Source organism: Microbacterium sp. RD1 (assembly GCF_052220165.1).
Lineage (GTDB): Bacteria > Actinomycetota > Actinomycetes > Actinomycetales > Microbacteriaceae > Microbacterium.
On record NZ_JBQPOL010000001.1, the window covers coordinates 1190729 to 1215311 of the forward strand.

The window sequence follows — 24583 nt, forward strand, 5'->3', positions numbered from 1 at the left end:
CGGATGCAGCCGATTCACGCAAGAGAGGGCCGTGCGCGGGCTTGATTAGTTTGAGCGCCAAAGAGATAGTTGTGGTTCAAAATAAAACGTGGTTCAGTGGGAAGAACCCTGGAGGAGATCCGATGAAGGAATTGACCCATTTCGTGGGCGGACAGCATGTCGCGGGCACATCCGGACGATTCGGGGACGTCTACGACCCGTCGACCGGCGAGGTGCAGGCCCGGGTCCCGCTGGCGACCACGGCCGAGGTCGAGGCGGCGATCGCCAACGCCGAGGAGGCGCAGCTGGTCTGGGGCGCGTGGAATCCGCAGCGTCGCGCGCGTGTGCTGCTGAAGTTCCTCGATCTCGTCGCGAAGGACATGGACAACCTCGCCCGCTTGCTCTCCAGCGAGCACGGCAAGACCGTCGACGACGCCAAGGGCGACATCCAGCGCGGTGTCGAGGTCATCGAGTTCGCCGCCGGAGCCCCGCACCTGCTCAAGGGCGAGTTCACCACCGGCGCCGGAACAGGTATCGACGTCCACTCCCTCCGCCAGCCCCTCGGCGTGGTCGCGGGCATCACCCCCTTCAACTTCCCCGCGATGATCCCGCTGTGGAAGATGGGCCCGGCCCTGGCCGCCGGCAACGCGTTCATCCTCAAGCCCAGCGAGCGCGACCCGTCCGTGCCGCTGCGCATCGCCGAGCTCTTCCTCGAGGCGGGGCTTCCCGCGGGCGTGCTCAACGTCGTCAACGGCGACAAGGAATCGGTCGACGCGATCTTGAACGACGATCGCGTGAAGGCCGTCGGATTCGTCGGGTCCACTCCGATCGCGCAGTACATCTACGCGACCGCCGCCGCCAACGGCAAGCGCGCGCAGTGCTTCGGCGGCGCGAAGAACCACATGATCGTGATGCCCGACGCCGACCTCGACCAGGTCGCCGACGCGCTGATCGGCGCCGGATACGGTTCGGCGGGGGAGCGGTGCATGGCGATCTCCGTCGCCGTCCCCGTCGGGGAGGCCACCGCCGAAGCCCTCTCCGCCAAGCTCGCCGAGCGGGTCAAGACGCTCCGGATCGGGCCCGCGCTGGCCGACGGAGTGGACTACGGGCCGCTGGTCAGTCGCGATGCGGTGGACAGGGTCAGCGGATACATCCAGCAGGGCATCGACGAGGGTGCCACCCTCCTCGCCGACGGCCGCGGACACACGGTCGCCGGCTACGAGAACGGGTTCTACCTCGGACCCACCCTGTTCGATCACGTCACTGCCGACATGACGATCTATCGGGAAGAGATCTTCGGACCCGTCCTCATCATCACCCGCGCGGAGACCTACGAGGAGGCACTCGCCCTCGCCAGCGACCACGAGTACGGCAACGGAGTGTCGATCTTCACGCGCGACGGAGATGCCGCCCGCGACTTCTCGACGCGTGTCAACGTGGGAATGGTCGGCGTGAACGTGCCCATTCCCGTCCCGATCGCGTACCACACCTTCGGTGGCTGGAAGCGATCCGGGTTCGGTGACCTCAACCAGCACGGCCCCGACGCGTTCCGGTTCTACACCAAGACCAAGACCGTCACCACCCGCTGGCCGTCCGGCATCAAGGAAGGGGCGAGCTTCGTCATCCCGACGATGCACTGATCATGTACGCACAGATGACCGAGGAGCGCGAAGCCCTCGTGGGCGCCGTCCGCGACTTCGCCGAGTCCGCCCTCGCCCCCCATGCTGCGCAGTGGGATGCCGACAAGCACTTCCCCGTCGACGTGCTGGCCCAAGCGGGCGAGCTCGGGCTCGGCGGTGTGTACGTGAGCGAGGACAACGGCGGCGCGGGGCTGACCCGCCTCGACGCCGTCGCGATCTTCGAGGCGCTCGCCGGCGGCGACACGACGATCGCCGCGTACATCTCCATCCACAACATGGTCGCGTGGATGATCGACACGTTCGGCACGCAGGCGCAGCGTGACACGTGGCTGCCCGGGCTCACCGCCATGACCCAGCTCGGGAGCTACTGCCTGACCGAGCCGGGAGCCGGGTCGGATGCCGCGGCGATCACGACGTCGGCGCGGCGCGACGGCGACGAGTACGTGCTCAACGGCGTGAAGCAGTTCATCTCGGGCGCCGGGTCGTCGGCGGTGTACATCGTGATGGCCCGCACCGGTGCCGCGGGTCCGAGCGGCATCAGCGCGATCCTCGTGCCCGATGGGGCTGCGGGGCTGAGCTTCGGGCCGAACGAGAAGAAGATGGGCTGGAACGCCCAACCGACGCGTCAGGTCATCTTCGATGAGGTGCGCGTTCCCGTGACCAACCGCCTCGGCGAGGAGGGCGACGGCTTCGGCATCGCCATGAAGGGCCTCAACGGCGGGCGGCTCAACATGGGCGCGTGCTCCCTCGGCGGCGCGCAGTGGGCGTTCGAGCGTGCCCGCTCGTACGTGCAGGAACGTTCGGCCTTCGGTGCGCCGCTGGCGGCGAACCAGAGCATCGTGTTCACCCTCGCCGACATGGAGACCCAACTTCAGGCGGCTCGCGCTCTTCTCGAGCGCGGCGCGGCTGCCCTCGACGCCGGCGCACCGGATGCTGCGGCCGCGTGCGCGCTGGCGAAGCGCTTCGCCACCGACGCCTCGTTCGAGGTCGCCAATCAGGCCCTGCAGCTGCACGGCGGCTACGGATACTTGCAGGAGTACGGCATCGAGCGGGTGGTTCGCGACCTGAGGGTGCATCAGATCCTCGAGGGCACGAACGAGATCATGCGCCTCATCGTCGGACGCAGCCTCCTGGGGGCGCGGTGACCGACGAGCCGGACGTCCTCGCGGAGCGCCGCGGGGCGCTCGGCGTCCTGACGCTGAATCGCCCGCGGGCCCTCAACGCGCTCACGCACGACATGGTCCGCGCTCTCACGGCGGCCCTGGCGGAGTGGGAGCATGACGACGCCGTCGCCACGGTGCTGATCACCGGTGCCGGCGAGCGAGGGCTGTGCGCAGGCGGCGACATCGCCGCGCTGTACCGGGATGCCACGCAGGGCGACGGTCGCGCGTCGCGGGAGTTCTGGGCAGATGAGTACCGTCTCAACGCCCGGCTGGCACGGTACCCCAAACCCACCGTCGCCATCCAGGATGGGATCGTGCTCGGCGGCGGGATCGGTATCTCTGCGCACTGCGCCCACCGGGTCGTCACCGAGCGGAGCAGACTGGGTCTGCCCGAGACCGGCATCGGGTTCATCCCCGACGTCGGGGCCACGTGGCTGCTCTCGCACGCCCCCGGCGAGCTCGGCACGGCGGTCGCGCTGACCGCTCGTAGCGTGGGAGCCGGCGACGCCATCGCGCTCGGACTCTCCGACGTCTTCGTCCCCGCCGAGCGGCTGTCCGACCTCGTCGACGCGCTCGAGGCGGAGTCGCCGGCATCCGCCCTCGCGGCCGTCGGGGATCCGGCACCGGACAGCGCGCTCCTGGCCGCGCGGAGCGACATCGACGCGATGTTCGCGGGCGACTCTCTGGGCGAGATCCTCGCGCGATTCTCGGATGTCGCCGGCATCACCCGTGAGGCGCTCGGGCGCGTCTCTCCCATCGCCGCCGCCGTGACGCTCGCGTCGCTGCGTCGGGCTGCCGCGCTCGACGACCTCGAGCAGGCACTCGTGCAGGAGTACCGCGTGTCGGTGCACGCCCTCCACACGCACGACTTCATCGAGGGCGTGCGAGCCCAGATCATCGACAAGGACCGCTCGCCCGCCTGGAGCCCCGCACGTCTCGGCGCCGTCACGCGCGCAGACGTGACGGCGTACTTCGAGCCTCCGCCCGGGGGAGATCTCGCGTTCACGAAGGAGAACTGATGACCACGATCGCTTTTCTCGGCCTCGGCCACATGGGCCTGCCCATGGCGAAGAATCTCGTCGACGCCGGGCACGACGTCTTCGGGTTCGACGTCGTCCCGGCCGCCATCCAGGCCGGCCGAGCGGCGGGCATCGCCGTTGCGGAGACCCCCGCCGAAGCCGTCGCCGAGGCGGAGGTCGTGATCACGATGCTCCCCAGCGGCCGGCACGTCCTCGATGCGTACCGCGGATCCGGAGACGTCGCCGGTCTGCTGTCGGCGGCGCGCCCGGACACGCTCTTCGTCGACTGCTCCACGATCGCCGTCGACGAGTCGCGCGACGCCCACGCCCTCGTCGAGGCCGCCGGCCATCGTGGCCTGGACGCCCCCGTGTCCGGCGGAGTCGTCGGCGCGGAGAACGCGACCCTCGCTTTCATGGTCGGCGGGACCGAGGGGGACTTCCAGACGGCGCTGCCGCTCCTGGAGAAGATGGGTCGCCGGATCGTGCACTGCGGCGGGGCGGGCCTGGGTCAGGCCGCGAAGGTCTGCAACAACATGATCCTCGGCATCTCGCAGATTGCGGTGGCGGAGGCCTTCGTCCTGGGCGAGCGGCTGGGCCTGAGCCACGAGGCGCTGTTCGACGTGGCATCCAACGCCTCTGGGCAGTGCTGGGCGCTGACGACGAACTGCCCGGTGCCCGGGCCCGTCCCCACGAGCCCCGCGAACCGCGACTACCAGCCCGGATTCGCCGGTGCGCTGATGTCGAAGGACCTCGGCTTGGCCGAGGCGGCGATCGGCCTCACCGGCGTCGATGCCAAGATGGGACTGCTCGCCCGCGAGATCTACCGGGAGTACGCCGACGGACCCGGCGCCTCGAAGGACTTCTCCGGGATCATCCAGACCATCCGCGCCGACAGCGCGAGCGGAGGAACCGCACGATGACGTACGACACGATTCTCACCGAGACCACCGGCCGAGTCGGCTGGATCACCCTGAACCGACCGTCCGCCTTGAACGCCCTCAACACCGCGCTCATGCACGAGATCGTCGACGCCGCCGAGGCGTTCGACGCCGATCCCGAGATCGGGGCGATCGTGGTGACGGGTTCGGCCAAGGCGTTCGCTGCAGGCGCCGACATCAAGGAGATGGAAGACAAGTCGACCCTCGACATGATCGTCGGCGACCATTTCGGGGCGTGGGGGCGATTCGCCGCCGTCCGCACCCCGGTGATCGCGGCCGTGGCGGGCTATGCCCTGGGCGGCGGATGCGAGCTCGCCATGATGGCCGACATGATCATCGCCGCCGACACGGCGCGCTTCGGCCAGCCCGAGATCAACCTCGGCGTGATCCCCGGCATCGGCGGCACGCAGCGTCTCGTCCGCGCCCTCGGGTCGTACCGGGCTGCCGACCTGATCCTGACCGGTCGCACGCTCGATGCTGCAGAGGCCGAACGTGCGGGACTCGTGTCCCGCGTCGTGCCCGCCGACCAGCTGCACGACGAGGTCGCCGCGATCGCCGAGACGATTGCGTCAAAATCGATCCCCGCGCTCTACGCCGCCACTGCCGCTCTCGATGCGGCGCTGGAGACGACGCTGGCCGAGGGCCTCAAGTTCGAGCAGCAGGTCTTCGCCGCGCTGTTCTCCGGGGCCGACCAGAAAGAGGGGATGGCTGCCTTCCGAGAGAAGCGCGCGCCCGACTTCCGGCACCGATGACCGTTCAGAGCGGACGCGGTGTCGGCCCCGGGTCGGCGAAATCCCCCGCCGCGCGACGGTATCGTGCAAGGATGCGCACCAATTCGACTTCGTCGTCGTGGGCCATCCCCAGCTCCGCGAACACCGCGTTGAGCGCCAGGGTGGCCTCTTCGACCGTCGTGCGCCCCGCATCCGTGAGCACCAGGACCGCCGCGCGGCCGTCCTCGGGGTGCGGCTCCTTCTCGACCAGCCCGTCGCGGCGCAACCGGTCGACGGTATTGGTCACGCTGGCCGGATGCACCTGCAGACGCCGCACGGCACTGGCCAGGGGAAGTCGACCCTCCCGCGTGAAGGCCAGGAGCCGGAGCATCTCGAAGCGCGCGAACGAGAGCGAGAACGGCTTCAGCGCCCGCTCCACGCTCGCCAGCGCCAGCTGCTGGGCGCGCATGAGCGAGGTCACGGCCGTCATACCCGTCGCCGCGTCCGACCACCCGTGGTCCTCCCACTGGCGCTTCGCCTCGGCGATCGGATCGACCGACAGTCGCTTGGCCATGGCACCTCCCGTCCCTCACCGTACCGGCGGGGCGAGGGCATCCCGCGTCGTGCCCGCCCCGTTTTCCCGTTCACGCCGCACGAAGGAGACCGCTCCGTGAAGATCGCCGTTCTGATCAAAGAAGTTCCCGACACCTATGGTGACCGCAAGCTCAACCTGGAGACGGGCCTGGCCGACCGTGGCGCATCCGAGTCGGTGCTCGACGAGATCGGGGAGCGTGCCCTCGAAGTCGCCCTGACCTACGCCGACGCTCATGCCGGCACCGAGGTCGTCGTGGTGACGGTGGCGCCGGAATCCGCCGTGACCACCGTGCGCAAGGGCTTGGCCATGGGCGCGACCTCGGCCGTGCACGTCGTCGGCGACGCGCTCGTGGGAGCCGATATGTCGCTGACGGCTGAGGTGCTCGCCGCCGCGGTGCGCCGCGTGGACCCCGACCTCGTGATCGCCGGGAACCTCTCCACCGACGGCGTCGGCGGGATCGTGCCGGCGATGATCGCCGAGCATCTCGGCTGGCCGCAGGTGACGGCACTGGCAGCGGTGACGATCTCCGACGACTCCGTGTCCGGATCGCGGGCGTCCGACGCCGGCATCGTCGCGGTGTCGGCGCCGCTTCCCGCCGTGGTCTCGATCACCGAGGCGCTTCCCGAGGCGCGATTCCCGAACTTCAAGGGGATCATGGCCGCCAAGAAGAAGCCGTACGAGACGGTGCCGGTGGCCGACCTCGGAGTGGACCCCGACGACTTCTCCGCGGCGCGCAGCATCCTGGTGTCGGTTTCGGAGCGCCCCGCGCGTGCGGCGGGCGTGAAGATCGTGGACGAGGGCGACGCCGGCGAGAAGCTGGCCGAATACCTGCTGTCGAACAAGCTGGCGTGAGGGAGTAACTGATGACTGATTCGACGATCCTGGTCTGGGTGGAGACCACCGCCGAGGGTGCTCCCGCGCCGACCGCCGCCGGACTGCTCGGTGCCGCGGCAGCCGTGGGCGCCCCCGTGGCGCTCGTGGTGACCGCCCCGGGAACCGGGGACGCGGCCGCCCAGGCCGCCGCCGCGCTCGGCGCCGCCCGCGTGCTCGTGGCGGAGACCGACGCCGTCTCGTCTCAGCTGACCGTGCCGGTCGTGGACGCCCTGGCCGCCGCGGTGGCGCAGGCGCAGCCGGATGCCGTGCTCGTCGCGAACTCCATCGAGGGTCGCGACGCGGCCGGTCGCCTGGCGGCGCGTCTGCGGCTCGCGGTGGCCGCCGATGCCGTCGGTGTCTCGCGTGACGACGAAGGCATCGTCGCGCAGCACTCCGTCTACGGCGGGGCGTACAACACCGTCTCGGCGGCGACCTTCGGGCCGCTCGTGGTCACGGTGCGACAGGGAGCGGTCGACGCCCGGGCCGAGGCGGTTGCCGCGCCCACGATCGAACGGCTGGAGGCGGCCGCATCCGGCTCTGCAGCGGCATCCGTCGACGGGTTCGAGCCCGCCGTCGCGGCGACGACCCGACCGGACCTCCGCGGTGCGGCCAAGGTCGTCTCGGGCGGACGCGGGCTCGGGTCGGCCGAGGGCTTCGCTCTGGCCGAGCAGCTCGCCGATGCGCTGGGCGCAGCAGTGGGCGCCTCGCGTGCCGCCGTCGATGCGGGGTACATCCCGTACGCCGCGCAGGTCGGCCAGACCGGCGTCTCGGTCTCGCCGCAGCTGTATGTCGCGCTGGGCATCTCGGGCGCGATCCAGCACCGCGCGGGCATGCAGACGGCCAAGGCCATCGTCGCGGTCAACAAGGACGCCGACGCTCCGATCTTCGACATCGCCGACTTCGGCGTCGTCGGCGACGTGTTCACCGTCGTGCCGCAGCTGATCGCTGCGCTCGAAGCCCGCAAGGCCTGACATGCCCGGTACCCTTCGTCGCGGCCTCCCTCGCACCCCGGGCGGTGCCCCGTGGCCCCCCGCGGACATCCCCGTTCCCGGTGGCTTCCGCGCGCCGGATGCGGCGCCCGCGCCCGCCTCCGATGCCGCTCCCGCGCCCGCGTCCGCTCCCGGTGTCGCGCCCGCGCCCGCGCCCGGTGCCACGCCCGCGCCCGCCTCCGATTCCGGGTTTGGGGCGGCGGATGTGGTTCGGGGCGACCAGGGTGCGCCCCAAACCACATCGAGCGCCCCGAACGCCGCTGCGGCGGCCTCGGCGGCGCCCGGCGTCACGCTGCGCCGCGGACTGCCGCGCACGCCGGGCGGGGAGCCGTGGCCGCCCGCCGCCGCCGTCGCGGCCGCCACCGTCGCGTCCTCGCCCGCCGCGCCTCCCGCGGTCGCGTCCGCGGGAGGCGCGCCCGCCGGGTCGGTCCCTGCTGGGACTCCCTCGGCGGCGCCCGCCGCCGCATCCGGGGCTGATTCCGGGTTCGGGGCGGCGGATGTGGTTCGGGGCGACCAGGGTGCGCCCCAACGCACATCGAGCGCCCCGAACGGAGCCTCCGCGGCCGCGAGCGAGGCCGTCGCGCTTCGCCGAGGACTGCCGCGTGAGGCCGGCGGCGACCCGTGGCCGCCCGCCAACGCCGTTGGGCGTCGTGTCGTCGAGCCGGTCGCGGCCGGCGACGAGGCGCCGGGGGCCGAAGCTCCCGGACGAGCGGCCGCGGCGCCCGCCGCATCCGTCGTCGTCGCCAGCGGACCGCGGGCGCCGCTGCCCTTCACCCCGACGGTGTACCCCGGAGCGGCCGCGACAGGGCCGCGGGGTCCGCGGCCGGAACCGAAGCGCATCGGGCCGTTCACCCGGGCGCAGTGGGCAGGCATCGTCGTCGTCCTCGGTGGCGGGCTTCTCGTGGCCGCGGCCATGGCGGTCGCCCTGGTCCGGTGGCTGCTGTCGACGCAGTGGGGCTCCGGCTTCCTCGAGGCCTTCCCCGGCGAGTACCACCTGCCGGAGGGCGCGCCCGTGGGCTTCCCGGCCTGGCTGGGATGGCAGCACTTCTTCAACGCCTTCCTGATCGTCCTCATCATCCGCACCGGCCTTCAGGTGCGTGGTGAGAAGCGACCGTCCGCGTTCTGGTCGCCACGGGGCAACTCCAAGCGGAAGATCAGCCTGGCGCTCTGGTTCCACCAGTCGCTCGACATCTTGTGGGTGACCAACGGCGTGGTCTTCATCGTGCTGCTGTTCGTCACGGGGCAGTGGATGCGGATCGTTCCGACGAGCTGGGAGGTCTTCCCCAACGCCCTCAGCGCCGGGCTGCAGTACGTCTCGCTCGATTGGCCCACCGAGAACGGCTGGGTCAACTACAACTCGCTCCAGCAGCTGGCCTACTTCGCCACCGTCTTCGTCGCCGCGCCGCTGGCCGTGGCGACGGGCGTGCGGATGTCGGGCATCTGGCCGGCGAACGCGAAGACGCTCAACCGGCTGTATCCGGTGGAGTGGGCGCGGAAGATCCACTTCCCGGTGATGATCTACTTCGTGCTGTTCATCCTCGCCCACGTGGCACTGGTGTTCGCGACGGGTGCGCTCCGCAACCTCAACCACATGTACGCCGCGCAGGATGCGGTGAACTGGACCGGGTTCTGGATCTTCGTCGTCTCGATCGCCGTCACGATCGGGGCTCTCGTCGCAGCGCGACCGCTGCTCCTCGCCCCCATCGCGCGGCTGTTCGGCACGGTCAGCTCGCGCTAAGCGCCCACTTGCGTGAATCGGCTGCTAAACCCGCGGGTTTAGCAGCCGATTCACGCAAGAGGCGTGCCCCGAGCGTCAGGGGTCGAGCACGGCGACGCTCTTAGCAGGCTCGAAAGATCGCGCGTTCTTTCGTGTGGCCGCCGCCCGAAACGGGCGGATGGGAGCGAGGGCATCGATAGAGTTTCGGGGTTCGGTCGGGGGACCGTGAAGTTCCGCAACTCCCGCCGACCGACCGTCCCACCATCGAGGAGCCGTCATGACGCGCATGGGCATCGTCGCCGAGTCCGCGGGGGAGACCCGCGTGGCCGCGACTCCCGCCACCGTCCGCACGCTGACCGGGCTCGGTTACGACGTCGTCGTGGAGACGGGCGCCGGCGCAGCGTCCTCCTTCCCCGACGCCGCGTACGCCGACGCCGGCGCCGCGGTCGTCGACCGGGCCGTCGCCTGGGTAAGCGACGTGGTCCTGAAGGTCAACGCGCCGACCCCCGCCGAGGTGGCGCTGCTCGCCGACGGCGCGACCCTCATCGCGACGCTGTCGCCGGCGCTGCGGGTGGATGTCCGTGAGTCGCTGCAGACCCGTGGCATCACCGCGCTCGCGCTCGACGCCGTCCCGCGCATCTCGCGCGCGCAGTCGATGGACGTGCTGAGCTCGATGGCGAACATCGCCGGGTATCGCGCCGTCGTGGAGGCCGCGCACGAGTTCGGACGCTTCTTCACCGGGCAGGTCACCGCCGCCGGCAAGGTGCCGCCGGCGACCGTGCTGGTGGCCGGGGCGGGCGTCGCGGGCCTGGCCGCGATCGGCGCCGCGTCGAGCCTCGGCGCGATCGTGCGCGCCACCGACCCTCGCCCCGAGGTGGCCGACCAGGTCAAGTCCATCGGTGGTCAGTACCTCCCCGTGGTCGTCGACGAGGTCATGGAATCGACGGATGGCTACGCCAAGGCGACGAGCGAGGCATACGACGTCGCGGCGGCCCAGCTCTACTCCGACCAGGCACGCGAGGTCGACATCATCATCACCACCGCGCTCATCCCCGGGCGCGCGGCGCCGGTCCTCATCACCGCGGCCGACGTCGCGGCGATGAAGCCCGGCAGCGTCATCGTCGACATGGCGGCGGCACAGGGGGGAAACGTGCAGGGCTCCGTTGCGGGCGAGCGCATCGTCACCGACAACGGCGTCACGATCCTCGGCTACTCCGATCTCGCCTCGCGGCTTCCCACGCAGGCCTCGCAGCTGTTCGGCACGAATCTCGCGAACCTGCTCAAGCTGCTCACGCCCGGCAAGGACGGGCAGCTCGTCATCGACTTCGACGACGTCGTGCAGCGCTCCATCACCGTGGTCCGCGACGGCGAGTCGACCTGGCCGCCGCCGGCGGTCTCGGTGGCGGCCGCGCCGGCCCCGAAGCCGGCGGAGGCCGCGGCAACCGCCCCGTCGAAGGTCAAGAAGCCGATGAGCGCCGCAGCGAAGGGCGGACTCGTCGTGCTCGGCGCGGCGTTGCTGTTCCTGCTCGCCGCCGTCGCCCCCGCGCCGCTCCCGCAGCACATCACCGTGCTGGTCCTCTCGATCGTCGTGGGCTTCTACGTGATCGGGAAGGTGCACCATGCGCTGCACACGCCCCTCATGAGCGTGACCAACGCGATCTCGGGGATCATCGTCGTCGGTGCCATGCTCCAGCTGGCCGTGCCGAACCTCGTCGTGCAGATCCTCGCCGCCGTCGCGGTGCTCCTGGCCTCCATCAACATCTTCGGCGGCTTCGCCGTCACCCGGCGGATGCTCGCCATGTTCTCGAAGGGCGACCGATGACCGCCGCATCCCTCGCAACCGCCGCGTACATCGTCGCCGCGGTCCTGTTCGTGCTGAGCCTGCGCGGACTCAGCACGCACGAGAGCGCCCGCTCGGGCGTCGCCTTCGGCATCGGCGGCATGGTGCTCGCCCTCGTCGCCACGGTGTGGGTCACCGTGCAGAACGCGTGGGGCGACCCGCAGGCCTCCGTCGGACTGATCCTCCTCGTCGTCGCCGTGCTCGTCGGCGGCGCCATCGGCCTGTGGCGTGCCCGACGCGTCGAGATGACGGGGATGCCGGAGCTCATCGCGCTGCTGCACTCGTTCGTCGGTCTTGCCGCCGTGCTCGTCGGATGGAACGGCGCGCTCAACGAGCCGCACCTGACCGGCGCCCTCCGCGACATCCACCACGCCGAGGTGTTCATCGGCGTGTTCATCGGGGCGGTGACCTTCACCGGCTCGATCGTGGCGTTCCTGAAACTGTCTGCGCGCATCTCCTCCAAACCCCTCGTGCTGCCGGGGAAGAACATCCTCAACGTCGGCGCCCTCGTCGCCTTCGTCGCGCTGACGGTCTGGTACGTGATCACGCCAGCGCTCGGCCTCCTCATCGCCGTGACGGTGCTCGCGCTGGCCCTCGGATGGCACCTGGTGGCCTCGATCGGCGGCGGCGACATGCCGGTGGTCGTCTCGATGCTGAACAGCTACTCCGGGTGGGCGGCCGCCGCGGCCGGCTTCCTGCTGAACAACGACCTCCTGATCGTGACCGGCGCCCTCGTCGGCTCGTCGGGTGCCTACCTGTCGTACATCATGTGCAAGGCCATGAACCGCTCCTTCCTCTCGGTGATCGCCGGCGGGTTCGGCATCGAGGCCCCGCGCAAGGACGGCGAGGAAGAGGTGGGCGAGCACCGGGAGATCGACGCCGTGGGCGCCGCGGAGCTCCTCACGGCCGCATCCACCGTCGTCATCACCCCGGGGTACGGGATGGCCGTGGCCCAGGCCCAGTATCCGGTCGCCGAGCTCGTGCAGCGCCTGCGGGAGAAGGGCGTGGACGTGCGTTTCGGCATCCATCCCGTCGCCGGGCGCCTGCCGGGGCACATGAACGTGCTGCTGGCCGAGGCGAAGGTGCCCTACGACATCGTGCTGGAGATGGACGAGGTGAACGACGACCTCGCCGACACCGATGTGGTGCTGGTGATCGGCGCGAACGACACCGTCAACCCGGCCGCCGCCGAGGATCCCAGCTCGCCCATCGCGGGGATGCCGGTGCTGCGGGTGTGGGAGGCGAACAACGTCATCGTGTTCAAGCGCTCGATGGCGTCGGGCTACGCGGGCGTGCAGAATCCGCTGTTCTTCCGTGACAACGCCGCGATGCTCTTCGGCGACGCCAAGGCCAAGGTCGAGGAGATCCTCCGCCAGTTGTGACCTCGCGCTTCCTCGCGCCGCGGATTCGGAGATGGGTCGCGGATTCGGATGCCCCAGTGCGAGGCATCCGAATCAGCCGGCATCGTCCGAATCTGCGGGCGGCGCTCAGTCGCGGCGGATCCGCAGCTGCAGCATGGCCGCGAAGCGCGTGTCGCCGTCGGTGAGGTCGATCTCGCCCACCTCCGCGACTCGCCGCAGGCGGTAGCGGAAGGTGTTCGGGTGCAGGAACGTCGCCGCCGCCGCTGCCGGCACGTCGCCGAAGTTGTCGAGCCAGGCCGCCAGCGTGTTCACCAGCTCGGAGCCGGTGCGCCGGTCGTAGTCGACGAGTCGCGCGAGGAAGCCGGATGCGGTCTCCCCGCGGGAGGCGCGGAGGTCGCGCAGCTCGAGGAGGAGCGACTCGGTCTCGACATCGGCCATGCGCGCCACGCGCCGTGTCCCGGCGCGGGTCGTGAGCACGCGCAGCACCCGCCGAGCCTCGGCACGCGAAGCGGCGATGCCGGCGACGTCGTCGGCGGCGTGCCCGATGGCCACGACGGCCGGGATGCGGCCGCTGATGCGCCGTACGAAGTCCTCGGACAGTGCGGCCGACCGGTCCTCCGCGGCGGCGTCGGCCACGGGGATGATGCCGTAGGCGGTGTCGGCGACGAAGGCGACGGCCGCTCCCGGCTGCACCGCGGAGAGGTGCATGGTGAGCGCGTCGAGGAGAAGCTCCCGCGCGGCCATCCGCTCCTGATCCGCCTGCTCGGATGCGTCGCCGTCCTCGTCGGGCAGGGCTGCGGCGGCGATCACCGACACCCGTCGGCCCGCGAGCCCCAGGCGGCTGAGCGCATCGCGCGCCTCCGGACCGCCCTCGACCGCACGACTGACGAGCTCCGCCCGCAGGCGCCGCTCGGCGTCGGCGCCGGCGCGCACGCGCAGGAGGTGCAGGGCGACGAGGGTCTCGGCCTCCCGGAGCGTCGCGGCCCGCTCCGGGGTGACCGGGCCGTCCATCGCGGCCCAGATGGAGCCCAGCACCTCGTCCCCCGCGCGAACGGCGATCGCCACGCGTTGCTGGGTCACGACCTCGTCCATCTCGATGGGATCGACGACGACGGGACGGTCGCTCTGGTACAGGTCGCGGAACACGCCGCGCTCGACGAGCACCTGCGCGTAGCGATCGGGCACCTGCCGGCCGATGATCGTCTCGATGCGGGAGGCGTCGGCTTCGTCCTGCCGCCCCGAGAACGCCAGCACGCGAGAGGAGCGGTCCTCGATCGTGACGGGGGCATCCAGCAGAGCAGAGATCGCGTTCGCCACGGCGAAGAGATCGCCGGCGGGGATCCCGTCGAGCGATTCCGCCTGAGTGTGGCCGATGTCGTCCTCGGCGAGCATGGATCGCAGCAGCGCGGCCAGCTGCGTCCACGTGGCGCCGCGCGCGAGCCCCAGGATCGCGACGCCCGCATCGTCAGCGGCGCGCCGCACGTCGTCTGTCAGGTCGACGGGGGAGCGCACGATCACCGCGATGCCGCCGTTGCGCCCGGCTCCGGTCAGCAGCGGCGCGAGAGCATCGGGCGTGTGCACGCCCACGGCGAGCACGAGGGAGTTCTCCGGGTAGACGGGCTCGTCGACAGGGTCGTGGATCACGACGCCGCCCACCGGACGATCCGCGGGGATCCGCCCGTGCACGACCTCGAGGAGGGTGGAGCCGAGGTCGGCGAGAAGGCGTCCCCACGACGATCGTGCTCCTTGACCCATAACCGGGAGCGTAGCTCTCAGACGGCCACCCACTCCACGGACGTCGTGAGCTCGTCGAGGATCTCCGGGATCGGCGTGACGCCCAGCCCCGGTCCCTGAGGAACCGACATGTACCCGTCGGTGATCACGAACGGCTCCGTCAGGTCGACGCGGTAGAACCGGTCGCTCGCCGACACGTCGCCGGGGAGGGTGAACCCGGGAAGCGCGGCCAGGGCGACGTTGGCGGCCCGGCCGATCCCCGACTCGACCATTCCGCCGCACCACACCGGCACCCCGTGGGCGGCGGCGAGGTCGTGGATGCGACGGGCCTCGAGGTATCCGCCGACGCGCCCGGGCTTGATGTTGATGATGCTCGTCGCGCCCAGGCGGATGGCAGCGGCCGCCGACTGCGCCGACGTTATCGTCTCGTCGAGGCAGATGGGGGTCTTGACGATCCTGGCGAGGTCGGCGTGCCCCAGCATGTCCTCCTCCTCGAGCGGCTGTTCGATGAGGAGCAGTCCGAATTCGTCGAGCCGCGCGAGATGCTGCGCATCGCGCAGGGTGTACGCGGTGTTCGCGTCGACCTGCAGCGGGACGTCGTCGCCGAAGCGCTCGCGAACGGCGCGGACGACATCGATGTCCCATCCCGGCTCGATCTTGAGCTTGATGCGGACGTAGCCCTCGTCGAGGTACGCTCCCACGGCGTCGAGGAGACGCGGGATCTCGTCCATGATGCCGACCGAGACGCCCGAGGGCACGCGGTCGTGCACGGCGCCGAGCTCTCGTGCGAACGAGCGCCCTTCCGCGCGCAGCTCCGCGTCCAGCAGCGCCATCTCCACCGCGGCCTTCGCCATGCGGTGTCCTTTGAACGGATGCAGCACCTCCGCCACCTCGTGCGCCCCCGACAGGCGCGCGGCGCCGAGCGCCGGCAGGAAGATGCGCGTGAGGACGTCGACGGCGGCGTCGGTGTACTCCGGAGAGTAGACCGGCGTGGGCAGCGTCACGCACTCGCCCCAGCCCTCCGCGGCATCCGTCACCGCCCTGATCAGCAAGATGTCGCGCGAGGTCTGCGTGCCGAACGACGTCCGGAACGGGGAGACGAGCGGCATCGCCACCCGCCTGAGCTCGAAGCCCTCGATGTTCACGATTTCTCGTCTCCCGCCTGCTGGATGAGATAGCCCGTCGCTCGGTCGAACCCGACGACTCGCCCGCCGGCGTCGAGCAGCTCGGTCATCCGCGCGCGCACGGTGCGACGCCAGCTCTGCGCGAGCGGCGGATCTTCGTGCCGGATGGCGACGATGTCGGGGGGCACCTCGACGCTCACGACGCCCGCGCCCGTCGGGTCGACGCGGCGGGGGGAACCGGCAGCGGCGGCGCGGGCCTCCTCGCTGAGGAGCTGCCAGCGCACCAGGAGCCGGTCGGTCTCGTCGTCGGTGTTCACGCCGTCCTCGATCTCGCCGTAGAAGTTCGGCAGGTACTCCACGGGGAGGGCCCCCAGCTTCACGATGTTGAAGTAGGCGTTGCGGGAGACCAGCGGGTCGAACGTCCACTCGATGGTGTCGATGCCGTGCTGCAGCGCCCAGGCACGCTGATGCAGCTTCAGTGCGTACCCCACCGAGCGGCCCGCGTACGCGGGGGAGACGCCGGCGATATGGCTGTGCAGCGCGTGCCGGCCGGGGTCGGAGTGGAAGCCGATCGCCACGCCGACGAGCTCCACGCCGGAGAACGCGCCGGCGATGTAGTTGCCCGCTTTGCTGAGCGCCCGCAGCAACTCGGTCGGGACGGGCGGGTTCTGGGCGCTGCGTGCCCAGATGTCCGAGAGCAGCCGCACGGATGCGGCTTGATCGGCCACGGACGTCAGCTCGCGTACCGACACGGTCGCGCCGGCGGCCGCACGCTCGGCGTCGTGCAGGGCGGTACCCACCAGGGGGTCTGCCTGGATCACGCGTGCCATGGGTCGTCCTCTCTCAGGATGTCGGCGATGAGCTCGCGCAGCAGCCTCGTGCGGGGCTCCAGCTCTGCGACGACGACGTGCTCATGCTCGGCGTGGGCTCCGTCGCCGACCGCTCCGAGACCGTCGAGCGTGGGAACACCCATCCCGGCGGTGAAGTTGCCGTCACTCGCCCCTCCCACGGCGATGCCCCGCGGTGCGGGGAGCCCCAGACGCTCGGCGACGCGGCCGGCGCGGGCGAACAGCTCGGCGGAGGACGCCTCTTCCAACGGTGGCCGGTTGATGCCGCCGGCGACTCGGATCCGGGTCCCTTCGACGGCCGGAGCGTAGCTCCGCACGGCGCGATCGACGCGTTCGAGCTCGGCGGAGGTGCGTGCGCGCACGTCCACCCACAGTCGCGCCGCGGCGGGCACCGTGTTCGTCGTGGTGCCGGACTCCGCGAGCGTCGGGGTGACGGTCGTTCCCTCGGTCGCGGACCCGAGGGCGGCGATCGCGAGCGTCAGAGTGGCGAGCTCGACGGTGGTGTTCGCTCCCCGCTCCGGCTCGAGCCCCGCGTGGGCGGCCCGGCCCTCGACGGCGATCTCGTACAGGGAGACTCCCTTGCGTGCCGTCTTGAGTGCGCCGTCGGCCGACGCCTCCAGCACGAGCGCGGCCCGCGCACCCTCCGCCTCGGTCTCGATGAGCGAGCGGGAGCTCGGCGACCCGAGCTCCTCGTCACCGGTCACGAGGAGTGTCACCCCGGCGCGGTCGGGCAGGTCGGCGAGCGCGTGCAGCGCCATGGCCAGTCCCGCCTTCATGTCGAAGCATCCGGGTCCGGTGACGACCCCGTCCATCACGGCGAAGGGGCGACGCTCCAGGGTGCCGAGCGGCCACACCGTGTCGTGATGGGCGACCAGGAGCACGCGCACCGGCCCCCCGAAGCGCCACACGACGTGCGAGCGCCCGTCGCGGAGCACGCGCTGCGGCGTCGCGCCGAGGATGCGTGCGCCGAGCTCGGCGACCAGATCGGCCGAGCGGGCCACCGCGGGGAGATCGGTCGACGGCGACTCCCGCTCGACGAGACGACGGAGGGTGTCGAGAAGCTGCTCCTGCGTGATCGACGCAGCGGCCTCGGCGACGGGCTGGGCGGGTTCCATCAGACGCTGCTCGAGACCTTCGGCGTCGCGCGCGCGCCGAAGTGGAGGTACTTCTCCCCGCCCTCGAGCGCGTAGAAGGTGGCCGTCATCCACGTCTGCGCGCCGGGCTCGCGCAGCGCGAACACGCCCTCGCGCATCGGCGTCAGCGGATACTCGTCGACGGGGTCGGCGACGACCTCGGCGAGCGGTCCGAGCACCGTCGTGCGCAGGAGCGGCCCGTCGGCGCCCTGGAGGACCTCTTCGCGCACCGAGGCTCGCTCGTAGACGCCCAGGTACGGGGTGATGTCGACCTCGACGGCCTCGGCCGGCGGTTGCACCGGATGCTTCATGTCCAGCCCCGACAGCTCGGCGAAGATCTCGCGGTAGAGCTCCTCGTACAGATCGCGAGCGTGGCCGCCGTTGGTGAGGAGCGTCACGGCGACGCCGGACTCCTGATGGATCCGCAGGAACGCCGCCTGCCCGATCGTGTTGCCGTCGTGGCCGTACAGGCGGTCGCCGTTCCAGTCGAAGCGGATCCAGCCGAGGCCCCACGAGTCACCGAGCACCTGCTTGTCGGGCACTTCCACGTGGAATGCCCGCATGTCAGCGACGCTCTCTTCGCTGAGGAGGCGCTCGCCGGTGGCGGTGAGTCCGTTCGACAGGTGCAGCCGGGCGAACGCCAGGACATCGGCGGCGCGCGCGGTGATGAGGCCGGCGGGGCCGACCGAGCGCGGCAGCGCCCACGCCGGCGTGACGACCTGCTGACCGCCATCTTCGACGTGGCCCACCGCCGCGGCGAAGAGGATCGCCTCCTCGGGAAGCGTCACGGTGTGGGTGAGGCCGAGCGGAGCGAACAGCTGCTCGCGCATCGCGGTGTCCCAGATGCTTCCGGTGACGACCTCGATGATGCGCCCGAGCATGCTGAAGCCGGAGTTGCAGTACGACCAGGTCGCCCCGAGCGGGTGATTCTGCGCGGCATCCGAGAGGAGACCGACGTACTTCTCCAGGCAATCGTCGCCCCGCCCGGTGTCGGTGAAGATGTCGCCGTCGATGCCGCTGGTGTGCGTGAGAAGGTGGCGAACTGTCACGCCCCGCGTCAATTCGTCGTTGGCGAGCCGCAGACCCGGGAGAATCGCGTGCACCGGAGTGTCGAGAGTGAAGTGGCCCTGCTCGATCAGGCGCATGATCACGGTCGCCGTCCACACCTTCGAGATCGACCCGATCTGGAACACCGCGTCGGGAGCCACCCGCGCCGATCCCTCCGGCAGGTTCTTGTTGAGGGTGCCGGTTCCGACCACGACCTGGTCATCCGAGCCGTCGGGGGAGTAGCGGAGGATGCCGAGCTGCGCCCCCGGGACGCCGTGGCGTGCCGCGAGCACGTCGAGGCGCTTCTGCCAGTGGGCGGCGTCGATCGCGGCAGGGCGCGGCCCGGCGCTGGAGCCGGCGTAGCGCTCGACCCACTCGACGACGCGGCGGGCGTAGTCCAGGCGATGGCTGGGGGTTCCCAGCAGCGGGAAGACGTGGCTGCCGCCCGGGTAGACGACGAGCTGCGTGGGCACACCCTGCTCACGCAGGGCGTAATGCCACTGCTGCGCCTGACCGAGGGGGCAGCGCAGATCCTTCTCGCCGTGCAGCACGAGGGTCGGAGTCGTCACGTTCTCGACCGCCGTGAGGGGCGACATCTCGGCCAGACGGTCGCGGTCCTCGCTCTTCCAGGGCAGGGCCCCGATCTCGAAGATGCTCAGCAGGTGCGCGTCGTCGCTCGAGCCGCCCATGCTGGTGAGGTCCGACACGACGCCGCCGGCGACGGCCGCGGCGAATCGATCGTCGTGCCCGGTGAGATATGCCGTCATGTATCCGCCGTAGCTGTACCCGGTCACGGCGAGCCGCTTCGGGTCGGCGAGGCCCTCGGCGACGAGCTCGTCGATCGGCTGCAGGAAGTCATCGGCGTCCGCGACGCCCCACGCTCCGCGGACGCCGCGCCAGAAGTCCTGACCGTACCCGTCGCTTCCGCGCGGGTTGATCAGAAGGATGCTCCAGCCACGAGCGACCAGCTCCTGGTGGAACACGTGCATCTCATCGACGGCGGCGTTCCAGGCGTTGTGCGGACCGCCGTGGATGTCGACGAGAAGGGGAGTCGGACCGGTGACCGCGGGGTCGCGGACGATCCAGCCCTGAACGACGGTGCCGTCATCGATCGTGAACTCGCGCGACTCGCGGACGAACAGCTCGGCGCCGTCGGGTGCGTAGCCGTGCGAGGTCAGCACGACGGACGCGCCGGTCGTGAGATCGAGTCGCACGATCTCACCGAAAGACGTCGGTGTCGACAGGGCGAGGGCCGCGGTGTCGCCGGCGACCGAAAGACCGCTCACGACGTCTCCGTCGGCGCCGAACACCAGACGCGGGGCACCGCCGGAGAGCGGCACGGCGTACAGGTGCGTGCATCCGCGGTCGCGAATGGCGAACAGCACGTCGCCGGCGGCGGTGACCTGCGGGATCGCGCCGGGATATGCGGGAGCTCCCGGCATCACGTTGCGGTCGAGGGGGGCCGAGAGATCGGCGACCGCGCCGGTGGACGGATCGACGGTGTACAGGCTCGCGAAGCCCTCCGGGTCGCCGGTCCAGCCGATGACGATCAGCGTGGAGCCGTCGGGAGAGTACGACACCGTCGCCGCGTAGCCTTCGGCGAACGCCACGAGGCGAGGTGCAGCGGCGTGATCGGTGGCCGAGACGACGTGCACCGCGGAGTGGAACGTCAGATCGTCGACGCCGGTGGGCTTGGTGCTGTAGGCGATCGTCTCGCCGTCGGGGGAGAACGCCGGGCTCACGGCATCCGCGTCGCCGTCGGTGATCTGCACGACCGCGCCGGTGGCGAGATCCAGCAGATGCAGCTGCGCGTGCACATCGCGCACCAGCCATGCCCCGTCGACCATGTAATCGATGCCGTCGGTGACGAGCGGTGCGGTGTCACGGGCGGCGCGATCATCGGCGCTCTCTCCCGCAGGCGCCGACGGGTCGACAGGGGCGGAGAAGACGATCGACGTGCCGTCGGGACTCCATACGGCGGGCCCGGCGCCCAGAGGAAGGTGCGTGCGCTGCCGCGCCTCGCCACCGGAGACCGGGAGGGTCCACAGCTGTCCGTCCCGCAGGAACGCCAGCGTCTCCCCGTCGGGGGAGAAGACCGGGGCGACATCGCTCGTGCCCTGTGTGAGCTGTCGGGCGTCACCCTCCGTCGCCACCCACAGCGAGCTCGTCGCGCGGTCGTCGGCGGCGTCGACGCCGCCGAGCACGTACACCGTGCGGCGGCCGTCGGGAGACAGCGCCGGCTGGCTCGGGATGGTGAGGGCCGGGGTGTCGTCGATGCGCATTCTGCGGGTCACAGCGTGCTCCTTCGCGGTCAGGGGGTGAAGTGAACGGGACGGGGGATGGCGGCCAGCAGCTCGCGCGTGTACTCGTCGCGCGGGTCGCCGAGGACCTCGGCGGTCGGCCCCTCTTCGACGAGGTGCCCGTCGCGCATGACCGCCACGCGCGCGGCGACGTAGCGGACGACGGCGAGGTTGTGCGAGATGAACAGCATCGACAGGCCGAGTTCGGCCTGGAGCTCGCGGATGAGGTTCAAGATCGCGCCCTGGATGAGCACGTCGAGCGAGGAGGTGATCTCATCGGCGATGAGCACGCGCGGGCGCCCGGCGAGTGCCCGCGCGATCGCGACGCGCTGGCGCTGTCCGCCGGAGAGCCGAGCGGGGTAGCTGCCGGCACGCTCAGGATCGAGGTGAACCAGCTTCATCAGCCGCGACACCTCTGCGGCGCGGTCGCGCCGACTCATCCCCGACGGCATGATCTCGGCGATGCTCTCCCCGAGCGTCATGCGCGGGTCCAGAGACGAGTACGGGTCCTGGAACACCATCTGCAGCGGCCGGGGACCGCGATGCGGCACCGGTCGCCCCGCGACGGTGATGCGGCCGGCCGACAGCGGGACGAGTCCGACCGCCGCGCGGGCGAGAGTCGACTTGCCCGATCCGGACTCGCCGACGACCCCGACCACGGAGCCTTCGGGCACGGTGAGGTTGACGTCCTCCACGGCCGTCATGGCGGACCGCCCGATGCCGTACTTGATCGTGACGTCTTCGAAACGCAGCTCGCTCATGGTGTGCTCACCTCGGCGTCTTCCCTGGTCTGTCCGCCGGATGTGACGGCGTCGTCGGCGGCGGGGAGCCGGCCGGTTGCCGCAGCATCCGCCAGTGTGGCCAGCGGACGGTCCAACGGCGTCGCCATGTGGGGAACGGCGGCCAGCAGCGCCCGCGTGTACGGGTGCGTCGCCCGCGAGAGGTCGTCGGCGGCGAGCTCCTCGACGATCTCGCCGGCGTACATGACCAAGACGCGGTCGCAGAGCTCGGCGATGACGGAGATGTCGTGGCTGATGAAGAGGATCGAGGCGCCCTCCTCCTCGCGGATCGCCCGCAGGAGGTCGAGCACCTGCCGCTGCACCGTCACATCGAGGGCGGTCGTCGGCTCGTCGGCGATGATGAGGCGCGGTGTCACCATCAGGCCCATGCCGATCATGGCCCGCTGGCGCATGCCGCCGGAGAACTCGTACGGGTACTGCCGCACGCGCCGGTCGGGATCGGTGATGCGGACGGCGGCCATGCGGTCGGCAGCGAGGCGGAGGGCCTCGCGCTTGGTCAGCCCGGCGTGCTCCGTGGCGACCTCGGCGAGCTGCTCGCCCATCCGCATCGAGGGGTTGAAGGACGACATCGGGTCCTGGAAGACCATCGCGAGCGACGTGCCGAGGAGGCGCCGGAGCTTGCCCTTGCTCGTGCCGAGAAGGTCCGTGCCGAGGAAGCGGAGTCTCGTCGCCTCGACGACGCCAGGGTCGGGCACGAGCTGGGCGATGGCGAGCGATGTCATCGACTTGCCCGACCCCGACTCCCCGACGATGCCGACGATCTCACCGGCGCGAACCGAGAACGTGACGCCGCGGACCGCGCGGACGGGCTCTGTCGCACCCGGCAGGGTGACGCGCAGGTCTTCGACCTCCAGCACGGTGTCGTCGGGGGCGATGCCCCCGACGGCGGGGGTGGGCGCCGCGGCGGTGCGCAGCAGCGTCTTGCGCCAGGCGCGGGGCCCGAGGAACAGCTCGTCGCCGATGCCGAGGCTGCGCGCCGCGGACTCGCCCGTGAGGTTGAACGCGAGACCGGCGATCACGATCGCGGCACCCGGGACGAGGGCTGCGAGCGGGTTGATGTAGATACCGCGGACGCCGTCCATCATGAGACGGCCCCAGTCGTACTCGGGCGGCTGGACGCCGAGGCCGAGGAAGGACAGCCCGGCGAAGGCCAGCAGCGCGCCGCCGGCGCCGACGGTGGCGTTGACGATGAGGGGCTCGCCGATGTTGGGGAGCACATGGCGGGTGAGGACGCGGAACCGACCGAGACCCCCGACGCGAGCGGCGGCGACGAAGTCGCGTGCCTCGATGCCGGCGATGAGGTTCTGGCACAGGCGCGCGAACGAGGGTGCGCCGGCGAGGCCGATCGCGAAGACGGCGGCCGTGGAGTTGCTGCCGAAGATGGCGGCGAAGAACAGCGCGAGCAGCAGACCCGGGAAGGCGACCGCGATGCCGGTGAACCAGGTCACGGCGCGGCCGAACACGCGGCCGAGCAGGAGCGGTGCGGCGCCGAGGATGAGCCCGGCGGTGACCGACACCAGGGTGGCCAGGAGTGCCAGCACGACCGACAGGCGCGTGGCGACGAGGGTACGCAGCAGGAGGTCGCGACCGAGGTTGTCGGTGCCGACGGGGTGCTCGGCCGAGGGACCGGCCAGCAGATCGCCGGTGTCGGTGGCATCCGCCTGGCTGCCCCAGAGGATCGGGGCGAAGATCGCGGTGAGGATCACCAGCGCCAGGAGCACCAGCGCTGTGATGCCGAGGGGGGTTCGGAGCATCTTCCGGAGCGCGCGCATCAGCTGTCCGCCACTGTCGATTGGGGGTTGAGAATGGCGAGCACCACGTCGACCAGGGTGTTCACCAGAAGGACGCCGACGCCGTAGACGAGCACGGTGCCCTGCACGAGGGGGTAGTCCTTGGTCTGGATGGAGCTGACGATCGTCGTGCCGAGCCCCGGCCACGCGAACACGGTCTCGACCAGCACGGTGCCGGCGATGAGCCCGCTCAGAAGCAGCCCGCCGAGGGTGAGGGTCGCGGTGATGGCGTTGGGGAGCACGTGACGGAAGTTGATGCGGAACGCTTTCAGGCGTTTGGCCTGCGCCGTACGGACGAAGTCGCTGTCGAGCACCGCCAGCACTTCCACGCGCACGATCCGGGCCAGGACCGCCGCAGGGCCCAGGGCGAGCGCCAGCACGGGGAGGATGTACGACTCCGGTCCTGACCTGCCCGCCACGGGAAGCCAGCCGAGCTGCACGCCGAAGACCGCCACCAGGGCGACGCCGAGGAGGAACTCGGGAATCGAACCGAGGAAGACGCTGAACGAGGTGAAGCCGAGTTCGAGACCACGGTCGCGCCCGCGCTGCGTGGCGATGGCGACCGCGACGCCGATGGGGATCGCGATGAGGATCGCCACGAGGAAGGCCAGCACCGCGAGAGTGAGGGTCGCCGGGAGCCGCTGCGCGATGGTCTGCGCGACGGGGAGCTGCGAGCCGATCGAGACCCCCATGTGTCCGGTGAACAGGCCTCCGATGTAGTCGAAGTACTGCTGCCACAGGGGGTTGTTGAGTCCCAGCGACTCCCTCCGCGCGGCCACGACCTCTGCCGAGGCGTTCGGGCCCATGGCCGCGCGGATGGGGTCACCGGGGACCAGGTGGATCATCAGGAAGGAGGCCGTGATCAGCACCCACAGCGACACCAGCAGGCGCCCCATACGGCGTACCGCGAAGCGGGCCCACCGGTGATCGGTGTAGCGCGCGGACTGCGCCAGCCGGACTGTGGCCGTGGTCATGGTTCTCGC

The 24583-nt window shown here is 70.9% G+C and carries 19 protein-coding genes; 10 read left to right on the forward strand and 9 right to left on the reverse strand.

The features are described from left to right. Window positions 1–122: 122 nt before the first annotated feature. Genes ACTU3I_RS05750 through ACTU3I_RS05770 form a run of 5 tightly spaced genes read left to right on the forward strand, consistent with a single transcriptional unit; the run spans window position 123 to window position 5491 of the window. Window positions 123–1619 (forward strand): CoA-acylating methylmalonate-semialdehyde dehydrogenase, encoded by a 1497-nt coding sequence (locus tag ACTU3I_RS05750; protein WP_442924698.1) that lies wholly within the window; start codon window positions 123–125, stop codon window positions 1617–1619. Window positions 1620–1621: 2 nt separating this feature from the next. Then, window positions 1622–2764 (forward strand): acyl-CoA dehydrogenase family protein, encoded by a 1143-nt coding sequence (locus ACTU3I_RS05755; protein WP_442924699.1) that lies wholly within the window; start codon window positions 1622–1624, stop codon window positions 2762–2764. Beyond that, window positions 2761–3801: an enoyl-CoA hydratase/isomerase family protein gene (locus ACTU3I_RS05760; RefSeq protein ID WP_442924700.1), complete on the forward strand. Its 1041-nt coding sequence runs from the start codon at window positions 2761–2763 to the stop codon at window positions 3799–3801. Before ACTU3I_RS05755 ends, ACTU3I_RS05760 begins: the two co-directional genes overlap by 4 nt. Then, on the forward strand, window positions 3801–4721 hold the full coding sequence (gene mmsB / locus ACTU3I_RS05765) for a 3-hydroxyisobutyrate dehydrogenase (protein ID WP_442924701.1): 921 nt from the start codon (window positions 3801–3803) through the stop codon (window positions 4719–4721). The genes ACTU3I_RS05760 and mmsB overlap by 1 nt, the downstream gene beginning before the upstream one ends. Then, entirely contained in the window at window positions 4718–5491 is a 774-nt protein-coding gene (locus ACTU3I_RS05770) for an enoyl-CoA hydratase-related protein (RefSeq protein WP_442924702.1), read from the forward strand. The genes mmsB and ACTU3I_RS05770 overlap by 4 nt, the downstream gene beginning before the upstream one ends. A gap of 4 nt (window positions 5492–5495) precedes the next feature. On the opposite strand, the gene ACTU3I_RS05775 is transcribed toward ACTU3I_RS05770, so the two are convergent. Further along, window positions 5496–6023 (reverse strand): MarR family winged helix-turn-helix transcriptional regulator, encoded by a 528-nt coding sequence (locus ACTU3I_RS05775; RefSeq protein ID WP_442924703.1) that lies wholly within the window; start codon window positions 6021–6023, stop codon window positions 5496–5498. A 96-nt stretch (window positions 6024–6119) separates the two neighbouring features. Between ACTU3I_RS05775 and ACTU3I_RS05780 the strand changes: the two genes are divergently transcribed. From ACTU3I_RS05780 to pntB, 5 genes are all read left to right on the forward strand, one after another. Beyond that, a complete protein-coding gene (locus ACTU3I_RS05780) occupies window positions 6120–6896 on the forward strand; it encodes an electron transfer flavoprotein subunit beta/FixA family protein (RefSeq protein ID WP_442924704.1) in 777 nt (258 codons plus the stop codon). Window positions 6897–6907: 11 nt separating this feature from the next. Continuing rightward, entirely contained in the window at window positions 6908–7888 is a 981-nt protein-coding gene (locus ACTU3I_RS05785; protein WP_442924705.1) for an electron transfer flavoprotein subunit alpha/FixB family protein, read from the forward strand. 1 nt (window position 7889) lies between these two features. Beyond that, the gene (locus ACTU3I_RS05790; RefSeq protein WP_442924706.1) at window positions 7890–9644 is read left to right on the forward strand and encodes a cytochrome b/b6 domain-containing protein; all 1755 of its coding nucleotides are present in this window, start codon (window positions 7890–7892) and stop codon (window positions 9642–9644) included. 256 nt (window positions 9645–9900) lie between these two features. Beyond that, window positions 9901–11445 carry a Re/Si-specific NAD(P)(+) transhydrogenase subunit alpha gene (locus ACTU3I_RS05795; protein WP_442924707.1) on the forward strand — a complete coding sequence of 515 codons (1545 nt, stop codon included), beginning with the start codon at window positions 9901–9903 and terminating at the stop codon, window positions 11443–11445. Further along, window positions 11442–12845: a Re/Si-specific NAD(P)(+) transhydrogenase subunit beta gene (pntB, locus tag ACTU3I_RS05800; protein WP_442924708.1), complete on the forward strand. Its 1404-nt coding sequence runs from the start codon at window positions 11442–11444 to the stop codon at window positions 12843–12845. The genes ACTU3I_RS05795 and pntB overlap by 4 nt, the downstream gene beginning before the upstream one ends. A gap of 105 nt (window positions 12846–12950) precedes the next feature. Here the strand turns inward: pntB and ACTU3I_RS05805 are convergent, their stop codons facing one another. Genes ACTU3I_RS05805 through ACTU3I_RS05840 form a run of 8 tightly spaced genes read right to left on the reverse strand, consistent with a single transcriptional unit; the run spans window position 12951 to window position 24574 of the window. Next, a complete protein-coding gene (locus ACTU3I_RS05805) occupies window positions 12951–14579 on the reverse strand; it encodes a PucR family transcriptional regulator (protein WP_442924709.1) in 1629 nt (542 codons plus the stop codon). A gap of 17 nt (window positions 14580–14596) precedes the next feature. Continuing rightward, window positions 14597–15703, reverse strand: a complete 1107-nt coding sequence (gene menC, locus ACTU3I_RS05810; protein WP_442924710.1) for an o-succinylbenzoate synthase — start codon at window positions 15701–15703, stop codon at window positions 14597–14599. Next, window positions 15700–16512: a GNAT family N-acetyltransferase gene (locus tag ACTU3I_RS05815; RefSeq protein ID WP_442924711.1), complete on the reverse strand. Its 813-nt coding sequence runs from the start codon at window positions 16510–16512 to the stop codon at window positions 15700–15702. The genes menC and ACTU3I_RS05815 overlap by 4 nt, the downstream gene beginning before the upstream one ends. Continuing rightward, window positions 16500–17645 (reverse strand): M20 family metallopeptidase, encoded by a 1146-nt coding sequence (locus ACTU3I_RS05820; protein WP_442924712.1) that lies wholly within the window; start codon window positions 17643–17645, stop codon window positions 16500–16502. The genes ACTU3I_RS05815 and ACTU3I_RS05820 overlap by 13 nt, the downstream gene beginning before the upstream one ends. Then, window positions 17645–21004: a serine hydrolase gene (locus tag ACTU3I_RS05825; protein WP_442924713.1), complete on the reverse strand. Its 3360-nt coding sequence runs from the start codon at window positions 21002–21004 to the stop codon at window positions 17645–17647. Before ACTU3I_RS05825 ends, ACTU3I_RS05820 begins: the two co-directional genes overlap by 1 nt. 17 nt (window positions 21005–21021) lie before the next feature. Further along, entirely contained in the window at window positions 21022–21771 is a 750-nt protein-coding gene (locus ACTU3I_RS05830) for an ABC transporter ATP-binding protein (protein WP_442924714.1), read from the reverse strand. Further along, window positions 21768–23582: a dipeptide/oligopeptide/nickel ABC transporter permease/ATP-binding protein gene (locus ACTU3I_RS05835; protein ID WP_442924715.1), complete on the reverse strand. Its 1815-nt coding sequence runs from the start codon at window positions 23580–23582 to the stop codon at window positions 21768–21770. The genes ACTU3I_RS05830 and ACTU3I_RS05835 overlap by 4 nt, the downstream gene beginning before the upstream one ends. Further along, the gene (locus ACTU3I_RS05840; protein WP_442924716.1) at window positions 23582–24574 is read right to left on the reverse strand and encodes an ABC transporter permease; all 993 of its coding nucleotides are present in this window, start codon (window positions 24572–24574) and stop codon (window positions 23582–23584) included. The genes ACTU3I_RS05835 and ACTU3I_RS05840 overlap by 1 nt, the downstream gene beginning before the upstream one ends. Window positions 24575–24583 lie beyond the last annotated feature (9 nt).

Excerpts from the sequence above, each read along its gene's own strand:
- ACTU3I_RS05750 (WP_442924698.1), top strand. The coding sequence starts at position 123 with ATGAAGGAATTGACCCATTTCGTGGGCGGACAGCATGTCGCGGGCACA.
- ACTU3I_RS05755 (WP_442924699.1), top strand. The coding sequence starts at position 1,622 with ATGTACGCACAGATGACCGAGGAGCGCGAAGCCCTCGTGGGCGCCGTC.
- mmsB (WP_442924701.1), top strand. The coding sequence starts at position 3,801 with ATGACCACGATCGCTTTTCTCGGCCTCGGCCACATGGGCCTGCCCATG.
- ACTU3I_RS05770 (WP_442924702.1), top strand. The coding sequence starts at position 4,718 with ATGACGTACGACACGATTCTCACCGAGACCACCGGCCGAGTCGGCTGG.
- ACTU3I_RS05775 (WP_442924703.1), bottom strand. The coding sequence starts at position 6,023 with ATGGCCAAGCGACTGTCGGTCGATCCGATCGCCGAGGCGAAGCGCCAG.
- ACTU3I_RS05785 (WP_442924705.1), top strand. The coding sequence starts at position 6,908 with ATGACTGATTCGACGATCCTGGTCTGGGTGGAGACCACCGCCGAGGGT.
- ACTU3I_RS05790 (WP_442924706.1), top strand. The coding sequence starts at position 7,890 with ATGCCCGGTACCCTTCGTCGCGGCCTCCCTCGCACCCCGGGCGGTGCC.
- ACTU3I_RS05795 (WP_442924707.1), top strand. The coding sequence starts at position 9,901 with ATGACGCGCATGGGCATCGTCGCCGAGTCCGCGGGGGAGACCCGCGTG.
- pntB (WP_442924708.1), top strand. The coding sequence starts at position 11,442 with ATGACCGCCGCATCCCTCGCAACCGCCGCGTACATCGTCGCCGCGGTC.
- ACTU3I_RS05805 (WP_442924709.1), bottom strand. The coding sequence starts at position 14,579 with ATGGGTCAAGGAGCACGATCGTCGTGGGGACGCCTTCTCGCCGACCTC.
- ACTU3I_RS05815 (WP_442924711.1), bottom strand. The coding sequence starts at position 16,512 with ATGGCACGCGTGATCCAGGCAGACCCCCTGGTGGGTACCGCCCTGCAC.
- ACTU3I_RS05820 (WP_442924712.1), bottom strand. The coding sequence starts at position 17,645 with ATGGAACCCGCCCAGCCCGTCGCCGAGGCCGCTGCGTCGATCACGCAG.
- ACTU3I_RS05830 (WP_442924714.1), bottom strand. The coding sequence starts at position 21,771 with ATGAGCGAGCTGCGTTTCGAAGACGTCACGATCAAGTACGGCATCGGG.
- ACTU3I_RS05835 (WP_442924715.1), bottom strand. The coding sequence starts at position 23,582 with ATGCGCGCGCTCCGGAAGATGCTCCGAACCCCCCTCGGCATCACAGCG.
- ACTU3I_RS05840 (WP_442924716.1), bottom strand. The coding sequence starts at position 24,574 with ATGACCACGGCCACAGTCCGGCTGGCGCAGTCCGCGCGCTACACCGAT.